Source organism: Streptomyces sp. ISL-36, assembly GCF_018614205.1.
Classification (GTDB): domain Bacteria; phylum Actinomycetota; class Actinomycetes; order Streptomycetales; family Streptomycetaceae; genus Streptomyces.
This window is the reverse complement of record NZ_JAGGOS010000002.1, coordinates 405-22,201: the sequence shown is the minus strand read 5'-3', so window position 1 is coordinate 22,201 and position 21,797 is coordinate 405. Positions and strand designations below refer to the sequence as shown.

Sequence of the window (21,797 nt, the reverse complement as noted above, 5' to 3'; positions counted from 1 at the left end):
GTCGGTCACCTGGCTGTCGGTGATCGGCTTGTCGGTCACCTGGCTGTCGGTGATCGGCTTGTCGGTCGGCTGGCTGTCGGTGAGCTGGTCGGTCGCCGGGGCGGCCGTGTCCTGTTCGTCGGTCATCGCGTCACGGTCCACTTCTGGTTGGCGCCGCCGCCGCAGGTCCAGATCTGCAGCCGGGTGCCGTTCGCGGAGCTGTTGCCGGTCGCGTCCAGGCACTTGCCGGACTGGGGGTTCACGATGTCCCGGGCCGCGTTGGCGTCCCACCGCTGGGCGGCCGTGCCGTTGCAGTCCCAGAGTTGGACCACCGTGCCGTCGGCCGTACCGCCCGAGGCGACGTCGAGGCACTTGCCGAGGGCCCGTACGGTGCCGTCGGTCCCGACCGTCCAGCGCTGGGCGGCGGTCCCGTTGCAGTCGTACAGCTGCACCGCCGTGCCGTTGGCGGTGCCGGCGCCGGCAACGTCGACGCACTTGCCACCGATCCCGGTGATCGGGCCGCCGCCGGTGGGGCCGTCCGCGGTGGTGACCCGGACGTGGTCGACGACGAGTTGCTGCGGGAAGACCGTGGAGCCGTCGGGGTCGCCGGGCCAGTAGCCGCCGACCGCCAGGTTGAGGATCAGGAAGAACGGCTTGTCGAAGACCCAGGTGCGTCCGCCGAGGTCGGCCGGCGTACGGGTCTGGTAGACGGTCCCGTCGACGGACCAGGTGATCCTGCCCGGCGCCCAGTCGACGGCGAAGGTGTGGAACGCGTCGGCGAAGGTCTGCCCGCCCGGGAGCGTGTATCCGGCGCCGATGCCGCCGGAGCCTGAGTAGCCGGGGCCGTGCAGGGTTCCGTGGACCGTGGACGGCTCGAAGCCGACGTTCTCCATGACGTCGATCTCGCCCGAATTCGGCCAGCCGACCTGGCCGATGTCGTTGCCGAGCATCCAGAACGCGGGCCACATGCCCTGTCCGCGCGGGACCTTCATCCTGGCTTCGACCCGGCCGTACGTCGTGGTGAACCGGCCGGCCGTGTTCAGCCGGGCGGAGGTGTACTCGCACCGCCCGTACCAGCACTGGTAGTTGCCCGGGTTCTCCTTGCGGGCGGTGATGACCAGATGGCCCTGGCCGTCGAGCGCGGCGTTGCGGTTGCCGGCCGTGTAGTACTGCCGCTCGTGGTTGTTGACGTTGTCGCCGGCCTCGATCTGCCACTTGGCGCCGTCGACGCCGGCGCCCGCGGGCCCGTCGAAGTCGTCGGAGAAGGTGACGGCGGCGGCCTCGGCGGCGGGCCGGAACGCGGTGTGGTGGTCGGCGCCGGACGGGTCGGGGGCGGGGCCTGCCAGGCCGAGGCCCAGCGCCGCGAGGGCGAGGGCGGCCACGGCGGAGGACAGCAGGCGCCGTGGTGAGCGGGAGGAGTGCATGACTCTCTCTTCCGTCGGGTGTGGGGGACACAGCCGAAGATCATGGGCATGACATTCAGTCGGCTTTGTTGCACCCATGATTTAAGGAGTGAACTAAGTGCCCGTCAAGAGGTCTGGTACATACCTGTTCCGCTGGGTTCCGGTCCGTCAGACGCCCGGCGGTTCCACCGACGCCCCCACGAGGCCTACTCGCCGGGCGTGCGCCGCCGCGCGGACACGGAGGCCACCAGAACGCCGGCGAGGCAGGCCCACGGCACCGCGCCGGCGCCGATGGTTCCCCAGCCGAACCCGCCGAGCAGGAGGGCGGCGGTCAGGCCCGCGCCGAGGGCCCGGCGGTCCCGGAGGAAGGCCCAGGCGCGGCGGCCGGCGCCGGGCTCGCGCATCTCCAGCACCGCCGACCGGCACACCAGGAGCGCGGCCACGATCACCACGGTCATGACGGACGCGTCCATGGCCACCTTCCTCTCCCGGTCCATGCTCGCGCACGGGGCCGCCGTGACGTCCACCGAGGTGAACATCGGGCGGAGCCCGGAAGCTGCGGCGTTCGTGCGCTCGGTCGCCGGGGGGACGAGACGGTGCCGACGTCACCGTGGGCGGACGGGCGCTCGTGAACCCGTCCGAGCGAGCCCTGTGGAAGGCCGTCGAGGAGCACGCCCCCCGGGCCCTGCGCCACTGACGGCCGGCCCCGCCAGGCTCGGCCCCCGTCTGCGGTCGCCCCAGCCGGCGGCCGGCCCCGCCGAGTCGGCTCCGTGCTCGGCCGTCAGCCGGCGAGGAAGTCCTCGATCGCCTCGGCGAGCGCCCGGGGGCTCTCCTCCGGGGCGTAGTGGCCCGCCTCCGGGAGGACTTCGAGACGGGCGTTCGGGTACCACTGGAGCCAGGTGGCTTCCATTGCCGCGGCGCCCAGCGCCGGGTCGTGGGCGCCGACGACGAGCAGCACGGGGGTGGGGTTGTCCTTGACCCGGTGATGGAAGTCGGTGCGGGCCCAGGAGTCCAGGTAGGCACGGAAGGCCGCGGCCGAGGAGCGTTCGAGCGAGCGCTCGACGACCTGGCCCAGCCAGGCGTCGCCGTACCGGCCGCCCGTGGTGGTGTCGATGATGACCCGTCGGTTGCCGGGATCCTCCGCGGCGCCGGCGAACAGCTCCCAGCTCTCCCCGTCGAGGGGAAAGCCCGCCGCGGACACCGGTGAGATGCCGATGAGCGAACGGACCCGCGCGGGCGCGTCGAGGAGCATCAGCTGGGCCGCCTTGCCGCCCATGGAGTGGCCGATCACGGAGAAGGAGTCCCAGCCCAGGTCGTCGGCGACGGCCAGGGCGTCCGCCGCGACCTCCTCCATGGTGAACGCGCCGTCGGTGCCGATCGCCTCCCCGTACCCACGGCAGTCGAGGAAGGCGTACGTACCGGTGTCACCGTCGAGGTGGGCGCGCAGCGGATCGAAACTCGTGCGGTCGCCGAACCAGTTGTGCAGCACCAGCGCCCGCCGGGATCCGCTGCCCTGTACGTCGTACGGAAGAACCTGGCCCGTCATCACGCCCCCTGGTCACGAGGTGCGCGCGTCCCGCACGCACCGTGCACGCCGTCGCCGTCGCCGTCGCCGTCGATCGAGTCTCGCCAGCCACGGCACGCCGGTCAACCTCCTGGACGGGACGTCCGGGCGCACTCGGCCCCGGGCTGCGCGCGGTACACGCCCCGCGCCACGGTCGCGACGGTGGGTGAGCGGCGGCGACCAGGACCGTGTCCGGCGGATGTCCGGCGGACGCGGGAAGAGCGCCGTCTCCCGCTTCCCCGGCAGCGGCGAGATGCGGGGCCCCTCGGCCCGGGAGCATGCTGGCTGTGTGACGTCGCACGGCGTGGCCGGCCCGGGCCCGTCGGCCCAGACCGGGGACTCGCCCGGGAGAACGGACGCCGATGGGGGGCCCTTCGACGCCCTGCCGCTGGTCATGGCCGAGGCCGCGCTCCGCACGATCGAGGCGGTCGGCGGCTACGCGGGCGGCGTCTATCTGCGGTCCGGGACGCCGGGCCTGCTCCGCATGGCGGTGCTCGCCGGGCTGCCGGGCCCCCTGTTCCGGCCCTGGTGGCGGATGCATGTGAACCGGCCGTTCCCCGTCGCGGAGGCCCACCGCTCCGGTCAGCCGGTGCACCTGGCCGACGTCGAGGAGGCCATGCGTCAGTTTCCGCAGCTGGTGGCGAGCCTCCCGTTCCCCTTCGCCTCGCTGTACGCGCCGATCGTCAGCGGCCGCGAACGCTTCGGCGTCCTCGTGGTCCTGCGGACGCCGACGCCCGGTGTCCCCGTCAACTCACGGGACCGCACCCGGTTGGCACGGGAGACCCGGCGGCTCGGGGCGGCCCTCGCCGGTCTCGCCGAACGGGGCGCGACCGTCGAATGGCCCGGTGAACCGGTCTGCGTCCAGCTGCCCTCGGGCGGCACGCCGCCGGTACGGATCGGCTACTTCGACTGGGACCTGGACACCGGGACCGTCACCGCCGACGCCGGGCTGCTGGCCATCCTCGGCGACGTCACGGCCTTCCCCGGCACCATCGAGGCGCTCACCGAGCGCCTGGCGCCCGAGGACACCTATGCGCTGTGGACGATGGCCCGGCGGGCCGCCGAGTCCGGCACCCAGGTGGCCCGCAGGCTCCGGCTGAAAGGGCCCGACGGCGGACTGCACCTGCTGGAGGTCTCCGCCCGCGCCAGCCCGAGCGGTCGCCCGGGTGTGCTCACCGGCTCCCTGGTCGACCTCGGCACCGGCCTGGTCGGCTCGGACGCCACCGACCGGCTGCCCCGGGCCATCATGGCGATCGACCGTCTGGGCCGGATCACCTACGTCAACCACCTGACCGAGGCCCTCCTCGGCCGTCCCCGTGCCTCGCTCGCCGGGCGGACGGTGTGGGAGGCCCTGCCCTGGTTCGGTCATCCCGCCCACGAGGAGCACCTGCGGTCCGCGCTCCTGTCGGACGAGCCCGTCCACTTCCTGGCCCACGCGTCCGAGCGCGAGTGGCTCTCGGTCTCCCTCTATCCCGGCCACGACGGCGTCACGCTGGTGCTCCAGCCGGAGGCGGATCCCGCCTACCGGCCCGCGTCCGTGACCCGTCCGGACGCCGGTCTGGGCTCCCCGGCGGACCGGGCCTCGGCGCTGTACCGGCCGGTGGCCCTCGCGATCGCGCTGACCGAGGCCGTCACGGCCCGCCAGGTGTCCGCCGTCGTCACCGACGAGCTGCTGCCCGCGTTCGGAGGCCGTCAGCTGGCGATCTACCTGCTGAGCGACCGCCATCTCTATCTGGCCTGGGAGACCGGGTTCCCGCCGGGCTTCCTGGAGCCCTTCGACGGCGTCGGCCTCGACGCCCACCTGCCCGGTGTGGAGACGCTCACCACCGGCCGTCCGCTGTTCTACGAGTCGATGGAGCAGCTGAGCCGCGCCTATCCGGACCTGCCGCTGGACGCCCACACGGGCGCCCGCGCCTTTCTGCCGCTGATCGCCTCGGGCCGTCCCGTCGGCTCCTGCATCCTCGGCTTCGACCGGCCGCGCGGCTTCAGCCCGGAGGAGCGCACCGTACTGACCGCGCTCGCGGGGCTCATCGCGCAGGCGCTGGAGCGGGCCCGGCGCTACGACAGCGAGGCGGCGCTCGCCCGCGGCCTGCAGGACGCCCTGCTCCCCCACCGGCTGCCGGTCCGCGATCAGGTCGACACGGTGGCGCGCTACCTGCCCGGCACGCAGGGCATGGACGTGGGCGGCGACTGGTACGACGTGATCGAGACGGGGGACGGGCTGCTGGCCCTGGTGGTGGGCGACGTGCAGGGTCACGGCGTGGCCGCCGCGGCCACCATGGGGCAGCTCCGCAGCGCCGTACGGGCCTTCGCCCTCGGTGGCCTGGCGCCCCAGGAGGTGGTCCGGGGCACCAACCGGCTGTTGATCGACCTCGATCCGGGGCAGTTCGCCAGCTGCTGCTACATCGTGCTCGATCCGGAGACCGGCGCTCTTCAGGCCGTACGGGCGGGTCATCCGCAGCCGCTGCTGCGGCGGCCCGACGGGACGGCGCAGGTCCTGGAGCTCGCCGGCGGTCTCGTCCTCGGCATCGACGACGACGCCACCTTCCCCGTCACCGAGCTGATCCTGGAACCTGGGGCGGTGCTCGCACTGTTCACGGACGGTCTGGTGGAGCGCCCGGGCAGGGACATCGACGAGGGGGTCGAGCGGCTGCGGCGCACGTTCTCCGTCTCGGGATCGGTCGCCCTCACGGAGACGGCGGACCGGCTGATCCGCGACGCCCGCCAGGCCGTGGACCGGCCGGACGACATCGCCCTCCTCCTGGCCGCCCGCTGGGCCCGCTCCTCCTGAGTGCCCCGAGCCGCCGGGGAACGCTCTAGTGGCGGTGGCGGTGGCTGTCGCCCGTCGTCGGCGGTGAGTTGTGCGACGCGAAGGACGAGAACGACGTGCGGTCGCTGTGCGCCTGTTCGCGCCGGGCCTGCTCGATGAGGAGCCCCTCGACGTTCTCGGTCCGGCCGCTCCCGCGCCGCATCAGCTTCACGACGAGCAGCGCCACGGAGCCGCCCAGAACACCGAACAGCACGAGGAGAGAGGTCATGGCCGATCGTAGCCCGGTTCGTGATCACGGCGGAAGGGGTCACCCGGTCGGCCCCGTGGCGCTGGTCGGCCCGCCCGTACCCGGCGAGGCTGGGCACATCAGCAGGCAGCCCGAGGAGGAGACGTGCAGCAGGACAAGCAGCCGGAGTACGGCCCCGTGGTCTTCCGCGACCGCTCCGCCGGGTTCGCCTTCCTGACCCGGTCCACGGCGAGCAGCGAGCAGACGATCGAGTGGGACGACGGCAACACGTACCCCGTCGTCGACGTGGAGATCTCCTCGGAGAGCCACCCGTTCTACACGGGCAAGGCGCGCACGGTGGACTCCGAGGGCCGGATCGCGAAGTTCGAGCGGCGCTACGGCGACGAGTCCTCCTGACCCGGCCGCCCCGTAAGGTGTCCCGGTCGGTACACCAGTGACAGGTAGGGGGGCGGTCGTGCGGGAGTTGTTCCTGACGGACGCACAGGCGCACATCCGTTGGATCGAGATGCCGGGTGAGGGCCCCGTGCGGGTCTTCCTCCACGGACTCGGGTGCACGGGTGCGTCCGACTTCGCTCACATCGCCACACACTCCGCCCTGCCCGGCGGCTCGGCGCTCCTGGTGGATCTGCTGGGCTTCGGTCTGAGCGACCGGCCGAGGGGATTCAGCTACCGTACGGCGGCTCAGGCCGACGCCGTGGCACGGATTCTGGAGCACCGGCGGCTGACCGGGGTGGAGCTGGTCGGGCACTCCATGGGCGGCGCCGTCGCCGTCCGGCTGGCCGCCGCGCGGCCCGATCTGGTGGCCCGGCTGGTGGTGGCGGAGCCCAATCTGTACCCCGGCGGAGGCATGTTCAGCTCACCGGTGGCCGCCCAGGACGAGGACGTCTTCGTGCGCGAGGGGTTCGCACGGATGCTGGCCTCGCTGGACCGCCCGGACTACGTGGCGCGGTTGCGCCTCGCCGATCCGCTCGCGGTGCACCGCAGTGCGGTGGCCCTGGTCGAGGGAGCCTCTCCGGCCGAGGGTGAGCTGCTGGCCGGGCTCGACCGTCCGCGGGCCTTCCTGGTCGGCGAGTACAGCCTCCCGGACGCGGACACCGAGCGTGTGCGCGCGCTCGGTGTCCCCGTCTTCGAGGTCCCGAAGGCCGGCCACAACCTGATGATCGACAACCCGGACGGTTTCACGGAGGCGCTGACCCGGGCCCTGGCCGTCGAGCGCCGCTGACGGCTCCCGCAAGGGCCGGAAGAAGGTACGAAGTTCGGCGGCCACCCGCTCCGGTTCCTCGTGGGCCATGAAATGGCCGCCCCGGCCCGGTGTGCTCCAGTGGCGCAGGTCGCGGAAGGTGCGCTCGGCGAGGCTACGCGGGAAGCCGGCGTACGCCGGTTCGTGGCTCAGGGTGACGGCCGCCGGCGCGCGCAGATGGACGAAGTGGACCGGGCGGCCGTCGACCTCGGCGATGTGGTGCGGGTGGCCGTTGAGGAAGGCCTCCGCCTTCGCCGGTCCCCCTACGGACAGAAACGCGCGACCGCCCCCGGGAAGGCTCGCGGGGGCGGTCGTGCGCTGATCGGCTGTCGCGGCTCAGGCCTCGATGACGCCGGACTCGGCGACGGCGATCTTCGCGCTGGTCGCGCCGGAGCGGGAGCCCAGGGACTCGATCTTCTTGACCAGGTCCTGGCCCTCGACGACCTCGCCGAAGACGACGTGCTTGCCGTCGAGCCAGTCGGTCACGATGGTCGTGATGAAGAACTGGGAGCCGTTGGTGTTGCGGCCCGCGTTCGCCATGGAGAGGAGGAACGGCCGGTCGTGCTTCAGCTGGAAGTTCTCGTCCTCGAACTTCTCGCCGTAGATGCTCTTGCCGCCGGTGCCGTTGCCGTTGGTGAAGTCGCCGCCCTGCAGCATGAACTGCGGGATGACGCGGTGGAACGGGGAGCCGGCGTAGCCGTAGCCGTGCTCGCCGGTGGCGAGCTCGCGGAAGTTCTTGGCCGTCTTGGGGACGACGTCGTCGAACAGCTTGAAGACGATCCGGCCGGCGGGGGCGTCGTCAATGGTGATGTCGAAGTAAACGTTGTTGCTCATGGGGACATCCTGTCATTCCTGTCCCGCCGCACGCGCACGGGCTGCCTCTACATGGCGGATCCCCGTACCCCTGTGCGAGGTACGGGGACCCGGGGCCTTACGCCAGTCCGTCGGAGTCCGGGGCCTGGAGGCCGCTGTCGGCCACGAGCGGACCGGCCTCCTCGGTGAGGGAGCCGAGCGCGGTGTCGTTCTGCAGAAGGCCGGTGGTTCCGGCCGTGCCGTGGTCCGCGGCGGTCGCATGCGGCGGCGGCGTGACGAGGGCGGTGACGACGCCTGCGGCGAGGGAGGCGATGGCGAGCATGCTGCGCTTCTTCATGCCCTGGTCAACTGCTGAGGAGCGCGGGGGTTACGGTCTCGCACTCGGGTGAGCGCATCGAGTGAGACCACGGCGTCCAGATCGACACCTTCAGCACAAATATCCCTATTCCCCCTATATCCCTGCAACCGTATGGTGGTGGTGGATGTCTCTCTCAGTGACACCACTGTCCCCGTCGCAGGAAAGAGGGGACGCCATGCATCACCGCCAACGCCTCGCGGCCTTGGCCGCCGGCATTCTTCTGACCGCCGGAATCGGAGCCACGATCCCGGCCGACGCCGCCACGGAGCGGGCGACGACTCAGCCTTCGACCGCTCTCGTGGTCAACGCCCGCTGGGGCGGGCACTCCACCTTCGACCGGCTCGTGATCGACGTCCGGGGCACCATGCCCCCGGTCACCGTGACCCCGGTCAGCGCTCTCCACTACGACGGCTCCGGCAAGCGGGTTCCGCTCGCCGGAAAGTTCTTCCTGGAGATCAAACTCTCCCCCGCCGCCGCCCACAACGAGGCCGGACGTTCCGTCTACGAGGGACCCCGGCTCCTGAAGATCCATCTGCCCGCGCTCAAGGGGGTCGCCCTGACCGGCGACTTCGAGGGCGTGGTGACCATCGGAGCTGCCTTCGACACCAAGCCCGCCTACAAGACCTTCACGCTCCACTCTCCCGAGCGCTTCGTGCTCGACGTCGCCCATCCGGTCGGCTGCCCGGCCTGACCCGCGCGACACACGGCGGGGGCCCGTCGCCGCGACGGGCCCCTCGGCCGGCGTTCCGGTCACGCCCTGCCGGCCGGTGGCTTCTCAGATGTCGGCGCCGCTCTCGACGTACACCGTCGTGCCCGAGCGGCGGGCACGGTCGATCTCGGCGAGCCGCGCGAAGTTCCGCGGGGTCATCTCCCGCTCCCATTCGTCGAGGGTGCGAATCCTGAACTCGCTGTGCTCGTCCGGGTCGAGGACGACGCCGGCGAGCTGCTCGTCCGTCAGGACACCCCCGTCGAAGATGAAGCCGATGTGGTTGGCCGGCCACTCCTCGCCCCGGTCGGAGACGAAGTGCGTGCCGAGGAGCCTCGGCTCGCCGCCGAAGACGATTCCCGTCTCCTCCCGGCACTCCCGGACCGCCGTCTGCCAGGGCGTCTCGCCCGGGTCCATGTTGCCGCCCGGCCACTGCCACAGCTCGCTGCGGTAGGTGGCGCGCAACTGGAAGGGCCGGCCCGCGCTGTCGGTGAAGTACAGACAGGCGTACGCCGTCGCCCTCGGCAGCGTCGCGATGTACTCGGCGGGCGGCAGCCAGGTGTTCGCCATGGGGCAGCTCTCTTTCGACGGGCCGGTCGGATCACCTCCCATCCAACCGGTCCCGCCGGCCGCTGCCGCCGCCCCGCGGCCACGTCACCGGATCGTGTGATCATGACGCGCCGGGGCAGCCGGTGCCGGGGGTCGGGCCGGTCAGCCCGGGGCCACCAGGCCCGTCTCGTACGCGATGATCACGAGCTGCACCCGGTCACGGGCGTCGAGCTTGGCGAGCAGCCGGGTCACGTAGGTCTTGACGGTGGCGACGCTGATGACGAGCCGTTCGGCGATCTCGGTGTTGGAGAGCCCGCTGCCGATGAGGGTGAGCACCTCACGCTCCCGCTCGGTGACGGCGGCGAGTTCGCGCCGTCGTGGCGTGCCCGGCGCGGGCTGGCCCGCGAGGTCCTCGATGAGCCGGCGGGTGACGCTCGGCGCGATCAGGGCGTCTCCCGCGGCGACGACGCGGATCGCGGCGAGGATCTCGTCCAGCCCCATGTCCTTGACGAGGAAACCGCTCGCCCCGGCGCGCAGCGCCCCGTAGACGTATTCGTCGTCGTCGAACATGGTCAGGACGAGGACGCGGGTGGGCCGGGCCCGGCCATGATCGTACGGGTGGCCTCGATGCCGTCCATGCCGGGCATGCGGAGGTCCATCACGATCACATCGGGGCGGAGGGCGGCGGCCAGCTCGACCGCTTCGGCGCCGTTTCCCGCCTCGCCGACGACATCGAGGTCGGGGACCTCGGCGATGACCATCCGCAGGGCGGCGCGGACCAGGGGCTGGTCGTCGGTGAGGACGACGCGTACGGCACCGACGGAGGCGGCCTCGGGGGCGACGGCGGTATCGGCGGTTCGGCCGGTCATCGGGCTCCTGCCGGTAGGGGAAGGCGGGCCGTGACCCGGAAGCCGCCTTCGGGGCGTGGTGCGGCGCGGAACTCGCCGTGCAGCAGGGCGACCCGCTCCCGCATGCCGGAACCGGGCGCCCTGCGCCTGATCGTCGCGTCCGCGCTCCTCGCGCCGGTGTCGGCGCTGGTCGGCATGGCGATCGGCGTGATCGTGCGGCACGGCGCGACGACGATGGTGGTGAACGTCGTGGTCCTGCTTCTGCTGCCGATCGTCCTCTCGGACCAGCGCCACGTGCAGGCCGTCGTCGCCCACGCCCTGCCCTACCCCGCGTGGATGCGGCTGGTCCGGGTCGGTCCGTACGAGGCCGCCTTCCCCTGGTCGTCGGGCGGGGCGTGGCTGGTGTACGGGGTGTGGGGGCTGGTCGCGGCCGTGGTGACGGTGGTGGCGGTGCGTCGACGGGACCAGTGAGTCGGTGCACGGGTGCCGGGGCGTCCCCGGGGCTTCAGTGAGGGCCGTCGGCGGGACCGTCCAGCGTCTCGTCCGAAAGCTCGGCCGGCAGCTCGGCCGGCAGACGGTCGATGCGGCGCCGGAGCAGGTGCTCGTGGATCAGACGCCCGACGAGGGCGGCGCCGTAGACGACGAAGCCGACGCCGACGAGCCAGGACTGCAGGACGAGGACCGTCCCGAACTGGCCGTAGGTCACCGCGTTGGAGGCGATCAGCGGGGAGAAGACGAACTGGGAGAAGATCCGCAGACCCAGGAGCCCCAGGGCGGTGCAGACGGCACCCGGCGCCAGGGCGCGCCAGCGGATACGGCCGCACAGGAGGAAGCGCTGCGACCACCAGAAGAAGAAGAACGCTCCGACGACGTCACCGGCCGCGATGAGGAGGGTGACCGAGGTGGAGGAGGCCGCCGGTGCGGGGGTGGCGACGAAGAGGAGGAGCGCGGCGACGAGGACGGCGAGCCAGACGACGTGGCGCCACATGGTGTGCCAGCGGGCGGTGGGCAGGTCCCACGCCCGTTCGTATCCGGTCTGCACGGCGGACCCGAAGGTGACGCCGAACGCGGCGAGGGCGGCGAGGCCGAAGGCGGTGGTCCGCTGCAGCGCCTGCCCCGGCTTGCCGAAGAGCAGTTCGACCTCCTCCTGAGACACCTCGGTGACCCCGAGGCCCTGCACCAGCCAGCGGGCGAAGCCCTGTCCACTGGCCAGGTCGGCGGCGGCGACGACGATGAGCAGCGGGACGAGGGTGAGGAGGCTGAGCGCCGCGAAGCCCATCGCGCGGTGCATCAGTTCCATCTCGCGCCCACGGTTCCAGGCGAGCCCGAGGACCGAGGTCACGACCGACTGGTGGAGCCGGTGGAACCAGTGACCGTGCTCAGCGGGGGCACCGTCGTGCGGCGCGCCGGAAGTGGAGGGCATGCCACGGGGAGTACCCGCAGGAAGCCCGGACACCTCCGGCATGCCGCCGAACGGGCGGTATGCGCGGGACGCTCCGCGCGGACGGTGCCTCCCGGCCGCGGGTGCGGTGCCTCCCGGCCGCGGGTGCGGCGGCCGGGGCCGTGCGCGTCGCCGTCAGCGCGGGCCGGGGGTGAGGCACATGCGGGTGCAGCCGTCCGGCGCCGTGTCGGACGGGGCGTCCTGACCTCGGCTGGAGGCCTGGAGCGCCGCGCTCACCAGGGTCGCAAGCAGGTCGATGTCCGACCCCATGTCCAGACGGACCGTCACCCAGCCCGATCCGGCGCGCAGTCTCAGGGCGCTCGACCCCAGCAGGGCGGGCCGCAGCTTCGCGATCATGGCGCGGGTGAGGTGGACGTCGGCCTCGTGTTCACCGTGGAAGTGCACGATGTCGTGGGTCTCGGTGCCCAGGCCGAGTTCGGCGCCGCAATGGGCGCGTCCGGCGATCAGCGAGGGCCAGCTCATCAGGCGTTCACCGGCGTGCCTGGCGGTGTTCATGGCTGGAGCGTGCCGGGAGCGGCGCCCCTGCACAAGCGTCCTGCCGAAACAATCGCGCCGAGGCGCGAAAACGCCCCTCCGCGGTGGTGCGAGGAGGCGCTCGGAACCCTGAAAGCGCCCCTTCCGGGCGCGCTTCGCTGCTCGACCCCTCACGCTCCGTAACCCCTCACCAGGGGCTGCGAAGTCCCGCGGCCCGACGCGGGCTGCCGCCACCGAGACCCCGGCGAGTGGCGCCGGCGGCCGCCCGTGACGTTGGCCGCATTCGCCGTCCGGACGGTTGTGGAGCGGGGCCGGAAGTGATCGGGTACCGATGGCTACCGGCCAGTACAAGACCTGCCGCACCGGGGAGAACAACCAATGACGACCGGGTACTTCACCTCCGTCGACGAGGTCGCCGAGCGCCTCGCCGCGACCGGCTATCTGGCCTCGCCCGCCGTCGCCACCACCGTCTTCCTGGCCGACCGGCTGGGCAAGCCGCTGCTCGTCGAGGGCCCGGCCGGCGTCGGCAAGACGGAGCTGGCCAAGGCCGTCGCCCAGGTGGCGGACGCCCGCCTGGTCAGGCTCCAGTGCTACGAGGGCGTCGACGAGTCGCGTGCCCTGTACGAGTGGAACCACGCCAAGCAGCTGCTGCGCATCACCGCGGGCCGCGACGAGTCCTGGGACGAGACGCGGACGGACATCTTCAGCGAGGAGTTCCTGCTCTCCCGGCCGCTCCTGACCGCCATCCGCTCCGCCGACCCGACGGTGCTCCTCATCGACGAGACGGACAAGGCCGATGTCGAGGTGGAGGGGCTGCTCCTCGAGGTGCTCAGCGACTTCCAGGTCACCGTGCCCGAGCTCGGCACCCTCACCGCCACGCGTCGCCCCTTCGTGGTCCTGACCTCCAACGCGAGCCGCGAGCTGTCCGAGGCGCTGCGCCGCCGCTGCCTCTTCCTCCACATCGGGTTCCCGGAGGAGGAACTCGAACGCCGGATCGTGACGATGAAGGTGCCGGGCCTGGACGAGACGCTGGCCGCCTCGGTCGTGCGGGTGGTCGGCGCGCTGCGGGCGATGGACCTGCGCAAGGTCCCCTCCGTCGCGGAGACGATCGACTGGGCCCGCACGCTGCTCGCGCTGGGCGCCGACACCCTGGACGAGACGGTGGTGCGCGACAGTCTGGGTGTGATCCTCAAGCACCAGGACGACATCCTGAAGGCGGCGGCGAAGCTCGACCTGGACGCGGTGTGAGGACACCGTCGGCGGGGGTGACCGACCGGCTCACCGGACTGGTGCACGCGCTGCGCGCACACGGCCTCGGCATCGGAACCGGCGAGAGCGTGGACGCGGGCCGCGCCCTGGAGGCCGTGGGGTTCGACGACCGGGAGCGGATGCGGGAGGCGCTGGCCGCGACCCTGCTCCACCAGGAGGGGCAGCGCGCGCTCTTCGACCGGGTCTTCGACCTGTACTTCCCCGCGAGCGCCGGCCCGGTGGCGGAAGGGGCCGTGGAGGACACCGACACAGCCGAGCTGCGTGAGCGGCTGGCCGCCGCCCTCGCCGCCGACGACCGCTCGGCGCTGGCACGGCTGGCGGGTGAGGCGGTGGGCGGTCTCGGCGGCTACGGGTCCTCGCCGGGGTCGGACGGCTGGTCCTCGTACCAGACCCTCGCCCGGCTCCGTCCCGAGACGCTGCTGGCCCGCGTGCGCGCGATGCTGCAGGAGGCCCCCGCCCCGGACACCGAGCCCGACGGTCCCGCCTTCACCGACCGGCTGAGGGACGACGAGATCCGTCGGCGCATCGAGGCGTTCCGGGAGCAGGTCCGTACGGAGGCGCGCCGGCGGGTCGCCGAACGGCAGGGAAGGGACCGGGTCGCGCGCCGCGCGGTCGGGGGTACGGCGGACAGCGTCGACTTCCTCCTCGCCGGCCGGGCCCAGCTCGACGAACTGCGCAAGACGGTGCACCCGCTGGCGCGCAAGCTGGCGACCCGCCTCGCCGCCCGGCGCCGTCGCGCCGCGCGGGGGCGGATCGATCTGCGCCGGACGCTGCGCGGTTCGCTGTCGACCGGCGGTGTGCCGATGCGTCCGGTGTTGCGGCGCCGTCGGCCCGGCCGGCCGGAGCTCGTGCTGCTGTGCGATGTGTCGGGTTCGGTCGCCGGGTTCGCGAACTTCACGATGCTGCTGGTCCAGGCGCTGCACGACCAGTTCAGCCGGGTACGGGTCTTCGCCTTCGTCAACCGGACGGACGAGGTGACCGACCTGATCGCCCGGGGCTCGGCCGACCCGGCGGGGCTGGGCGCGCGGATCCTGTCGGAGGCCGAGCTGACCGGCTGGCACGGGCAGAGCGACTACGGGAGCGCGCTGGGCGAGTTCGTCGAACGGTACGCGGACGCCGTCAGCCCCCGCACCGCGGTCTTCGTCCTCGGTGACGCCCGTACGAACATGACGGACCCGAATCTCGCGGCGCTGAAGCTGATCAGGGACCGGGCCCGCCGGGTCCACTGGCTGAACCCGGAGCAGCCCTCGCTCTGGTCGACGGGCGATTCCGCGGCGCTCGCCTACGCCGAGCTGGTCGACATGCGCCCGTGCCGCAACGCGCGGCAGCTCGGCGAGCTGATCGGCCGCCTGCTGCCGATCTGAGCTCAGTGGCACCGCGGCCATGCCCTGAACGTGCCGTAGGGAGCCGTCGCCGTACGTCCCCGAGGGATGGCTCGGCCGAGTTCCGGGGGCTGCGCGGAGCGCGCCGGGGCCGGCCGTCGCCGGTCGGTTTCACCCGGGGCGCGAGGGGCACCCGCGAGGGACCGGGGCGGACTGCGGGAGCGTCGGCACGCTCCACGGCCCGACGGACGCCGTCCGCGCACACCGGTGGTACTCGGCATCCACGCGTCTGGGGGACGTCATGGAACTCGGATTCCTCAAACCGCTCTTCACCAGGCCGGGCCCCTGGGCCTCGGTCTACATCGAGACCACCCGCGCGACCGAGGACGGGGCCAAGGTGCAGAAGCTCCGTGAGCGCTCCATCGCGGGTCAGCTCATCGACGCGGGCGCCGACGCGTACACCACCCGGGCGGTGATGGAACGGCTGGCCCACGAGCCGGTCTCCGGTACACCACCGGGCCGGGCCCTCTTCGCCTCCGGCGCCGAGGTGGTCCTCGACGTCCCGCTCGCCGTTCCGCCACCGGCGGGCGAGGCCCGGTGGTCCGTCCTGCCGCACGTGGCGCCGCTGCCCGCGCTGCGCGGCGACCAGCCGACGTGCCTGGTGGCGTACATCGACCGTACGGGCGCCGATCTGGAGCTCCGCCAGGCGTACCGGCGCGAGAACATGGGGCAGGCCCAGGGCAAGGAGTGGCAGGGCCGCGGGCACCGCAGCATCCCCGCGGACCGCTACGAATGGCATTACCGCAACCGGGTCGAGAACAGCTGGAACGAGACCGCCGACGCCATCGCGGGCGAGCTCGCCCGGCGGTGGCCGGAGAGCGGTGCCGATCTCCTGGTCCTCGCGGGTGACGCCCGGGAGCGCAGGGCCGTGCACAGCCGGCTCTCCGAGCAGCTCCAGGCGGTCACCGTCGAGGCAGAGAACGGCAGCCGCTCCCCCGGCGCCTCCACGGCGGCACTCGACCGCGACATCGCCCGGGCCTGCGAGGAGTTCTCCCAGAACCGGCTGCGCAGGGCGCTCGAACGCTTCCAGATGGGCCGCGGCAAGCCGGGCGCCCATCGCGCCTCCACCGTCGATACGGGCCCGGGAGAGGCGGCCGAGGGGATCCCGGCCGTGGTCGACGCCGCGCGCAACCACCAGGTCGCCACTCTGCTGATCACGCAGGACGCCTCCGACGGCGGGCGCCCGGTCTGGATCGGCCCGGGCGTCGACGACATCGCCGTGCAGCGCGGCGAAGCGCGGGCCATGGGCGTGCCCAGGCCCGAGCAGGCACGCGCGGACGACGCGGTGCTGCGGGCGGCCGCGGCCGCGGACTGCGACGTCCTGGTGGTGCCCGACGGTATGCCCGGGCCCGCGGGCGGGCTGGGCGCGGTGCTGCGCTGGTCGATGTGAGGTGCGAGGTGGAAGTGCGAGGTGCGAGGTGCGAGGTGCGAGGTGCGAGGTGCGAGGTGCGAGGTGCGAGGTGCGAGGTGCGAGGTGCGAGGTGCGAGGTGAGCGTGTGAGCGTGTGGTGAGAGAGGCGCGGTGCCGGCCCGGTGTTCCTGGGCCGGCACCGTCGCTGTTCCTGCACGGTCACGTCGCTGTTCCTGCACAGTCACCGGTTCGGCAGGGTCGCCGGGCCGGCGTCGTCGCTCGCGTCGCCCGGGTCGGCGGGGGCCGGCCCGGGCGACGATGCGACGCCTCGGCCGCTCAGCCGGGGGTGACGTTCTCGGCCTGGGGACCCTTCGGGCCCTGGACGACGTCGAACTCGACCGGCTGGCCCTCGCTGAGCTCGCGGTACCCGGTCGTGGTGATGGCCGAGTAGTGGACGAAGACGTCCGGGCCGCCTCCGTCCTGGGCGATGAAGCCGAAGCCCTTCTCCGCGTTGAACCACTTCACTGTTCCGGTTGCCATCTTGATCTCCTTGGCGCATACGGACACTTCCATGGTCCCTCAGCACGGCGCGGAAGTCCCGGCGGCCGGTCCGGGCCGCCGGTCCTGGGCCCGAGGCCGATTCCGAGACCGGGGCCGGTCCGGGTCCAGGGCCGGCTCCCCGGTTGTACGGGACGGGCCCCGCGGAATTAGCGTGGCCCCCATGGAACTCATCGGAGAGATCACGGCCGACCGGCCCCTGCTCGTCCTGGCCGTGAAGGAGGAGGCGCAGTTCCTCGACACGGACCTGCCGATCCTGCTGACCGGCATGGGCAAGGTGAACGCGGCCACGGCGCTCGCGAGCGTGCTGGGTCGGGGCACGCGGCCGTCCGGCGTGGTGAACCTGGGGACGGCGGGGGCGCTGCGGCCGGGGTGGACGGGGACGCATGTCGTCGGCACGGTCCTCCAGCACGACCTCGACGGCGAGCTGCTGGCCACGCTGACCGGTGAGACCTACGGCGCGCCGCTGACCCTCCCCGACGGGGGCGACGTCACCCTGGCCACCGGTGACGCGTTCATCGCCGACGAGGCCGCACGGGCCAGGCTCGCCGCCCGGGCGGCCCTGGTGGACATGGAGGCCTATGCCCTCGCCACGGCCGCCGCGGTCGCCGGTGTGCCGCTGCGGATCGTGAAGCATGTGAGCGACGAGGCGGGTGACGGGGCCGCCAGGACCTGGCGCGAGTCGGTCGCCGACTGTGCCCGCGCGCTCGCGGACTGGGCTGCCGCCCACACCCCGTACCGCTCCTGAGGCGTCGCCGGCCGGGCGGGCCGTGGCGGAACGGTCTCAGCCGGCCGCCGGACCGAAGCGGCGGCGGTACGCGGACGGGGACAGGCCCGTCTCGCGCTTCATCAAGGCCCTCAGATGGGCGGCCGTGCCGAGGCCGCTGGTACGGGCGACGACCTCGAACCGGGCCTCGCCGCGCTCGATGAGACGGCAGGCGAGCGCGACCCGCTCGCCGGTCAGCCAGGCCAGCGGGGTGGTGCCGAGCTGGGCACGGAAACGGCGGTGGAGTGTCGCCGGGCTGACGGCGGCGCGGGCCGCGAGATCGGCGACGGCCAGCGGGGAGCCGAGGCGTTCCTGGGCCCAGGCGAGCAGCGGTGCGAGGGATTCGTCGGGCACGTCGGGGACCGGCCGCTCGACGAACTGTCGCTGGCCGCCGTCGCGATGGGCCGCGAAGACCAGGCGGCGGCTCACCGAGTTGGCGATCTCGGCTCCGTGGTCGCGCCGGACGACGTGGAGTCCGAGGTCGAGGGCGGCGGCGCTGCCTGCGGCGGTGAGGATGTCGCCGTCGTCCACGAACAGCACGTCGGGTTCGAGGCGTACGGAGGGGAAGCGCGCGCGGAAGGACTCGGCCCACTGCCAGTGGGCGGTGGCGCGCCGGCCGTCGAGCACCCCGGCCTCGGCCAGGGTGAAGGCCCCGCTGCAGAAGCCGATCAGGCGCGCACCGCGGGCGTGGGCGCGGCGGACCGTGTCGAGCACGGCGGGGCGGCGCGGCACGTCGACGTCGGGCCGGTTGGGAACGATCAGGGTGTCGGCGGAGTCAGCCGCCTCGAGCCCGGCGACGCCGGTGAGGGTGAAGAAGCCGTCCCGCATGAGGGTGCGGGGCTCGGGCGAGCAGAGCCGGAAGTCGTACAGGTCGCGGCCTGTCTCCGGGCGGCGCAGGCCGAAGACCTCGGTGGCGCAGCCGAGCTCGAAGGGGTTGGAGTTCGCGTCGACGATCACGACGACGCGGTGGGGACCGGCGTCCCGGTGCGAGGATCCTTGCGGCATGTGCTTTTTCTAGCACTCCCGGCGGGCGGAGCGCGGGGCCGAGGATGGCTCCATGAACGCGAAGAACCCTGTGCCCAGCACCCCCGTCGCCCTCGCCGAGGCCCTCGCCACCTTCGACGAGCTGTGGAGCCCCCGCATCGTGACGCGGGTGAACGACTACGACGTCCGCGTGGCCAAGGTGGCCGGCGAGCATGTGTGGCACGCCCACGATCACACCGACGAGTTCTTCCTCGTCCTCGACGGCGAACTGCGCATCTCGCTGCGGGAGAACGGGGTGGAGCGAACGGTGTCGCTGCCCCGCGGCTCCGTCCTCACCGTGCCCCGGGGCGTGGAGCACCGGCCCTCCGCGCCGTCCGGCGCCACCATCCTGCTCTTCGAACCGACGGGCACACTGTCGGTCGGCGACCGGCACGACGAGATTCCGGGCCATGTCGACGCGACGACCGGACACGCGCTGGACGCCTGACCGAGGGCCACGGCCTGCCTGAAGCCCGATGCCGATGCCGATGCCCGCGTGGGGAACGGCCACGCGGTGCGGCACGCCGGTGGCGAGCTCATCCTGGAGGGGTGGACCCCTGGTGGAGGAGGCGCGCGACATGAGCGGGTCCGAGCCGGGCGCGGGCAGTACCCGTGGCTCAGGCAGCGCGGGTGCCGCAGGCAGTACGGGTGGCACAGGCAGCACGGGCGGCAAGGCGCGGTTCGACGACATCTACGACCGGCCCGACCCACGCGCGTACTTCTCGCGTCTCGCCCCGCTGGAGTACGAGATTCCGCAGCAGGCCCAACCGGCTTTCCGGCGCGCGGCGGCGGAGCGCGGGGGCGGGACGGTGCTCGACCTGTGCTGCTCGTACGGGATCAACGCCGCCCTGCTCAACCACGACGTCACCCTGGCCGAGCTGTACGCCCGCTACACCGACCCGGCGGTCCGCGAGCTGACCTCCGCCGAACTCGCCGTGCGGGACAAGGAGTTCTACGCGGCCCGGCGCCGTCCCGACGCGGCCCCGGTCATCGGGCTCGACGTCGCGGGACACGCGCTGAGGTACGCCCGTGAGGTCGGCCTCCTGGACGACGGCTTCGCGGAGAACCTCGAGGAGGGCGCGGACCCGAGCCCTCGGCTGCGGGCCGCGATGGCCGATGTCACCCTGCTCACGCTGACCGGCGGCGGCAGCTACCTCACCCGGCGCACCTTCGCCGCACTCCTCGCATGGGCCCGGCGTCCGGTGCGTGTCAGCGCCTTCGTCCTGCGTACGGTCTCGTACCGGCCGATCGAGGAGTGTCTGGCGACCTACGGCCTGCGGACCGTGGCGGATCCGTCGCGGACCTATCCGCAGCGGCTGTTCACCGACGCGGCCGAGCAGCGCTTCGCCGTCGAGGCGGTACGGGCCCTCGGGGCGGATCCGACGGGGCGGGAGGCGGAGAGCCGGTTCCACACCGTGCTGTACGAGTCTGTTCCCGACCCACCCCGACGGTGAGGGGCCGCTCCTGGGAGGCCGTCAGACAGGCGGTCCGGACGGTCCAGGCGGTCCAAGGGCCAGGGCGGGTCCGGAGCCGGAGTCGGAGCCGGAGTCGGAGCCGGAGCCGGAGTCGGAGTCGGAGTCGGGGCCGGAGTCGGGGCCGGGCAGCCGTTCGACGAGCATCGCGGCCACGTCGTCGTCCAGGCCGTCGGCACCATAGGCGGACAGGTCCCCGTGGAGCAGGGCGGGAAGTCGCTCACCCGGCTCCGTCGCCCAGCGGCGCATGCGCTCCTCCAGGGGGTAGAAGGCGCCGTCGGGGTCGCGGGTCTCGCTCACCCCGTCGGTGAACAGCAGCAGTCGGTCGCCCGGCGCGAAGGGCACCTCCTCCACGCGGTGCCGGGCGTCGACGAGGCCGGCCAGGTTGACCGGCAGGGAGGGATCGGTGAACTCGACGGGGTGCACCCGCCCGCCGTGCTGGAGCAGCGGTGCGGGGTGGCCGCAGCTGAGGAGCCGTATGACGTCGGCGTCGTCGGGGATCTCGGCGAGGACGACGGTGGCGAAGCGTTCGGCCGCGTCGGAGGCGGGGTCCCAGGCCCCGAAGCGGCTGAGGCCTTCTTCGAGCCGGTCGGCCAGCGTGGGCAGGTCGGGGGCGTCGTTGACGGTGGCGCGGAAGGAGCCGAGCAGCACGGATGCGGTCTCGACCGCCCCCAGTCCCTTGCCCTGAACGTCGCCGAGCATCAGCCGTACGGCGCCGGGCACGCGGACGGCTTCGTAGAAGTCGCCGCCGATCCGGGCCTTGGCCGCGGCGGCGACGTACAGCAGATGGAGTCGGACGGGGCCGAGCCGGGGCGGGAGGGGGCGCAGGACGACCCGCTGGACGACCTCGGCGACGGCGGTGACCTCGCGCAGATCCCGTTCGTAGCGCAGCCGCACGCGGCTGACCCACACGGCTGCGGCGGTCACCGTCGCCAGGACCACTTCGTTGGCGAGGAGATCGGGCGCGAACGGCTCGTTCCTGCTCACGCCGAGCAGCCCGCGCAGCACCATGGCGATCATCCCGATGACGACGGTGCCCCGGACGCTCCAGGTCACGGCGGCGAGGGCGGGCGCGACCACGAGCAGCCGGTCGAAGCGCTCCCGTTCGGGCGTGAGGAGGTCGGTGGCAACCGTCACCACCATGACCAGCACGGGCAGCGCGCGCCCGATGGTGATCTGGGTGCGCGGCCGGGACCAGGAACGGCGACGACGGTGACGGTGACCACCTGTGGGCATTTCGTGATCGTACGCAGAGCGGGCGGCGGGGCCGGGGCGTTGCCCGCCGCGTGTCCGGGGCCGGAGCCCGGTGTCCCTCAGGACGCGGGCACGGGCCGGGGGCGCTCCGTTCCCTCCCGGGGTACGGATCGGCCGGGGAGCCCGAGCGCCGCCGCGGCGCCCAGCGCGGCGAGGGCCGCCAGGGCGAGGAGCGTCGTGCCCATGGCGGGGACGAATCCGGCGGAGGGGTCGAGGGTCATCAGCAGGGTCGCCGTGGCGACGCCGAGGGCGGGACCGGTGTTCATGGCGGTCTGCTGGAGCCCTCCGGCGACCCCGGCGTCGGCGGCGG

The 21,797-nt window shown here is 73.0% G+C and carries 23 protein-coding genes and 2 pseudogenes; 11 read left to right on the top strand and 14 right to left on the bottom strand.

Going from position 1 to position 21,797, the window contains the following annotated elements; all coding sequences use genetic code 11:
* Positions 1-122 precede the first annotated feature (122 nt).
* The 3 genes from J7E93_RS00390 to J7E93_RS00380 all read right to left on the bottom strand — a co-directional run bounded on the left by J7E93_RS00390 (position 123) and on the right by J7E93_RS00380 (position 2,928).
* Complete coding sequence (locus J7E93_RS00390; protein WP_215064961.1) at positions 123-1,403, bottom strand: glycoside hydrolase family 16 protein; 1,281 nt, start codon at positions 1,401-1,403, stop codon at positions 123-125.
* 185 nt (positions 1,404-1,588) lie between these two features.
* A complete protein-coding gene (locus J7E93_RS00385) occupies positions 1,589-1,855 on the bottom strand; it encodes a hypothetical protein (protein ID WP_215064959.1) in 267 nt (88 codons plus the stop codon).
* Positions 1,856-2,163: 308 nt separating this feature from the next.
* Entirely contained in the window at positions 2,164-2,928 is a 765-nt protein-coding gene (locus tag J7E93_RS00380; RefSeq protein ID WP_215064958.1) for an alpha/beta fold hydrolase, read from the bottom strand.
* Positions 2,929-3,235: 307 nt separating this feature from the next.
* On the opposite strand from J7E93_RS00380, the gene J7E93_RS00375 reads away from it, so the two are divergent.
* Positions 3,236-5,737 (top strand): SpoIIE family protein phosphatase, encoded by a 2,502-nt coding sequence (locus J7E93_RS00375; protein ID WP_374105340.1) that lies wholly within the window; start codon positions 3,236-3,238, stop codon positions 5,735-5,737.
* Between the two features lie 25 nt (positions 5,738-5,762).
* Here the strand turns inward: J7E93_RS00375 and J7E93_RS00370 are convergent, their stop codons facing one another.
* Entirely contained in the window at positions 5,763-5,984 is a 222-nt protein-coding gene (locus J7E93_RS00370) for a hypothetical protein (RefSeq protein ID WP_215064956.1), read from the bottom strand.
* A 123-nt stretch (positions 5,985-6,107) separates the two neighbouring features.
* On the opposite strand from J7E93_RS00370, the gene J7E93_RS00365 reads away from it, so the two are divergent.
* Positions 6,108-6,359 carry a type B 50S ribosomal protein L31 gene (locus J7E93_RS00365; RefSeq protein ID WP_215064954.1) on the top strand — a complete coding sequence of 84 codons (252 nt, stop codon included), beginning with the start codon at positions 6,108-6,110 and terminating at the stop codon, positions 6,357-6,359.
* A gap of 58 nt (positions 6,360-6,417) precedes the next feature.
* Entirely contained in the window at positions 6,418-7,185 is a 768-nt protein-coding gene (locus J7E93_RS00360) for an alpha/beta fold hydrolase (RefSeq protein WP_215064952.1), read from the top strand.
* A gap of 354 nt (positions 7,186-7,539) precedes the next feature.
* Here J7E93_RS00360 and J7E93_RS00355 read toward each other — a convergent pair whose 3' ends face one another.
* Positions 7,540-8,037 (bottom strand): peptidylprolyl isomerase, encoded by a 498-nt coding sequence (locus J7E93_RS00355; RefSeq protein WP_215064950.1) that lies wholly within the window; start codon positions 8,035-8,037, stop codon positions 7,540-7,542.
* A gap of 97 nt (positions 8,038-8,134) precedes the next feature.
* Positions 8,135-8,353 (bottom strand): hypothetical protein, encoded by a 219-nt coding sequence (locus J7E93_RS00350; protein WP_251065823.1) that lies wholly within the window; start codon positions 8,351-8,353, stop codon positions 8,135-8,137.
* Positions 8,354-8,549: 196 nt separating this feature from the next.
* Here J7E93_RS00350 and J7E93_RS00345 point away from each other — a divergent pair, with 196 nt between their 5' ends.
* The gene (locus tag J7E93_RS00345; RefSeq protein ID WP_215064948.1) at positions 8,550-9,065 is read left to right on the top strand and encodes a hypothetical protein; all 516 of its coding nucleotides are present in this window, start codon (positions 8,550-8,552) and stop codon (positions 9,063-9,065) included.
* A gap of 84 nt (positions 9,066-9,149) precedes the next feature.
* Here J7E93_RS00345 and J7E93_RS00340 read toward each other — a convergent pair whose 3' ends face one another.
* Positions 9,150-9,650, bottom strand: a complete 501-nt coding sequence (locus J7E93_RS00340) for an NUDIX domain-containing protein (RefSeq protein WP_215064947.1) — start codon at positions 9,648-9,650, stop codon at positions 9,150-9,152.
* A 141-nt stretch (positions 9,651-9,791) separates the two neighbouring features.
* Positions 9,792-10,498, bottom strand: a pseudogene (locus J7E93_RS00335) (response regulator).
* 102 nt (positions 10,499-10,600) lie between these two features.
* On the opposite strand from J7E93_RS00335, the gene J7E93_RS00330 reads away from it, so the two are divergent.
* Complete coding sequence (locus J7E93_RS00330; RefSeq protein ID WP_215064945.1) at positions 10,601-10,948, top strand: hypothetical protein; 348 nt, start codon at positions 10,601-10,603, stop codon at positions 10,946-10,948.
* A gap of 34 nt (positions 10,949-10,982) precedes the next feature.
* Here the strand turns inward: J7E93_RS00330 and J7E93_RS00325 are convergent, their stop codons facing one another.
* Together J7E93_RS00325 and J7E93_RS00320 are read right to left on the bottom strand one after the other, a co-directional pair.
* Positions 10,983-11,900: a YhjD/YihY/BrkB family envelope integrity protein gene (locus J7E93_RS00325; protein WP_215064938.1), complete on the bottom strand. Its 918-nt coding sequence runs from the start codon at positions 11,898-11,900 to the stop codon at positions 10,983-10,985.
* 153 nt (positions 11,901-12,053) lie between these two features.
* On the bottom strand, positions 12,054-12,434 hold the full coding sequence (locus tag J7E93_RS00320; RefSeq protein ID WP_251065822.1) for a luciferase family protein: 381 nt from the start codon (positions 12,432-12,434) through the stop codon (positions 12,054-12,056).
* 357 nt (positions 12,435-12,791) lie between these two features.
* Between J7E93_RS00320 and J7E93_RS00315 the strand changes: the two genes are divergently transcribed.
* From J7E93_RS00315 to J7E93_RS00305, 3 genes are all read left to right on the top strand, one after another.
* Positions 12,792-13,661, top strand: a complete 870-nt coding sequence (locus tag J7E93_RS00315) for a MoxR family ATPase (protein WP_215064936.1) — start codon at positions 12,792-12,794, stop codon at positions 13,659-13,661.
* A gap of 17 nt (positions 13,662-13,678) precedes the next feature.
* Positions 13,679-15,046 carry a VWA domain-containing protein gene (locus J7E93_RS00310; RefSeq protein ID WP_308367423.1) on the top strand — a complete coding sequence of 456 codons (1,368 nt, stop codon included), beginning with the start codon at positions 13,679-13,681 and terminating at the stop codon, positions 15,044-15,046.
* 259 nt (positions 15,047-15,305) lie between these two features.
* Positions 15,306-16,454: a hypothetical protein gene (locus tag J7E93_RS00305; protein ID WP_215064932.1), complete on the top strand. Its 1,149-nt coding sequence runs from the start codon at positions 15,306-15,308 to the stop codon at positions 16,452-16,454.
* Between the two features lie 296 nt (positions 16,455-16,750).
* Here J7E93_RS00305 and J7E93_RS00300 read toward each other — a convergent pair whose 3' ends face one another.
* Positions 16,751-16,954 (bottom strand): cold-shock protein, encoded by a 204-nt coding sequence (locus J7E93_RS00300; protein ID WP_215064930.1) that lies wholly within the window; start codon positions 16,952-16,954, stop codon positions 16,751-16,753.
* Between the two features lie 181 nt (positions 16,955-17,135).
* Here J7E93_RS00300 and J7E93_RS00295 point away from each other — a divergent pair, with 181 nt between their 5' ends.
* On the top strand, positions 17,136-17,720 hold the full coding sequence (locus J7E93_RS00295; protein ID WP_251065821.1) for a nucleosidase: 585 nt from the start codon (positions 17,136-17,138) through the stop codon (positions 17,718-17,720).
* A gap of 36 nt (positions 17,721-17,756) precedes the next feature.
* On the opposite strand, the gene J7E93_RS00290 is transcribed toward J7E93_RS00295, so the two are convergent.
* The gene (locus J7E93_RS00290) at positions 17,757-18,743 is read right to left on the bottom strand and encodes a helix-turn-helix domain-containing protein (protein ID WP_215064926.1); all 987 of its coding nucleotides are present in this window, start codon (positions 18,741-18,743) and stop codon (positions 17,757-17,759) included.
* 52 nt (positions 18,744-18,795) lie between these two features.
* Between J7E93_RS00290 and J7E93_RS00285 the strand changes: the two genes are divergently transcribed.
* Complete coding sequence (locus J7E93_RS00285; protein WP_251065820.1) at positions 18,796-19,209, top strand: cupin domain-containing protein; 414 nt, start codon at positions 18,796-18,798, stop codon at positions 19,207-19,209.
* A 130-nt stretch (positions 19,210-19,339) separates the two neighbouring features.
* Positions 19,340-20,215, top strand: coding sequence for a hypothetical protein (locus tag J7E93_RS00280; protein ID WP_251065819.1), 876 nt, complete (start codon positions 19,340-19,342; stop codon positions 20,213-20,215).
* A 21-nt stretch (positions 20,216-20,236) separates the two neighbouring features.
* On the opposite strand, the gene J7E93_RS00275 is transcribed toward J7E93_RS00280, so the two are convergent.
* A complete protein-coding gene (locus J7E93_RS00275) occupies positions 20,237-21,469 on the bottom strand; it encodes a PP2C family protein-serine/threonine phosphatase (RefSeq protein WP_215064924.1) in 1,233 nt (410 codons plus the stop codon).
* Positions 21,470-21,546: 77 nt separating this feature from the next.
* A pseudogene (locus tag J7E93_RS00270) lies at positions 21,547-21,797 on the bottom strand (MFS transporter); the annotation flags it as partial.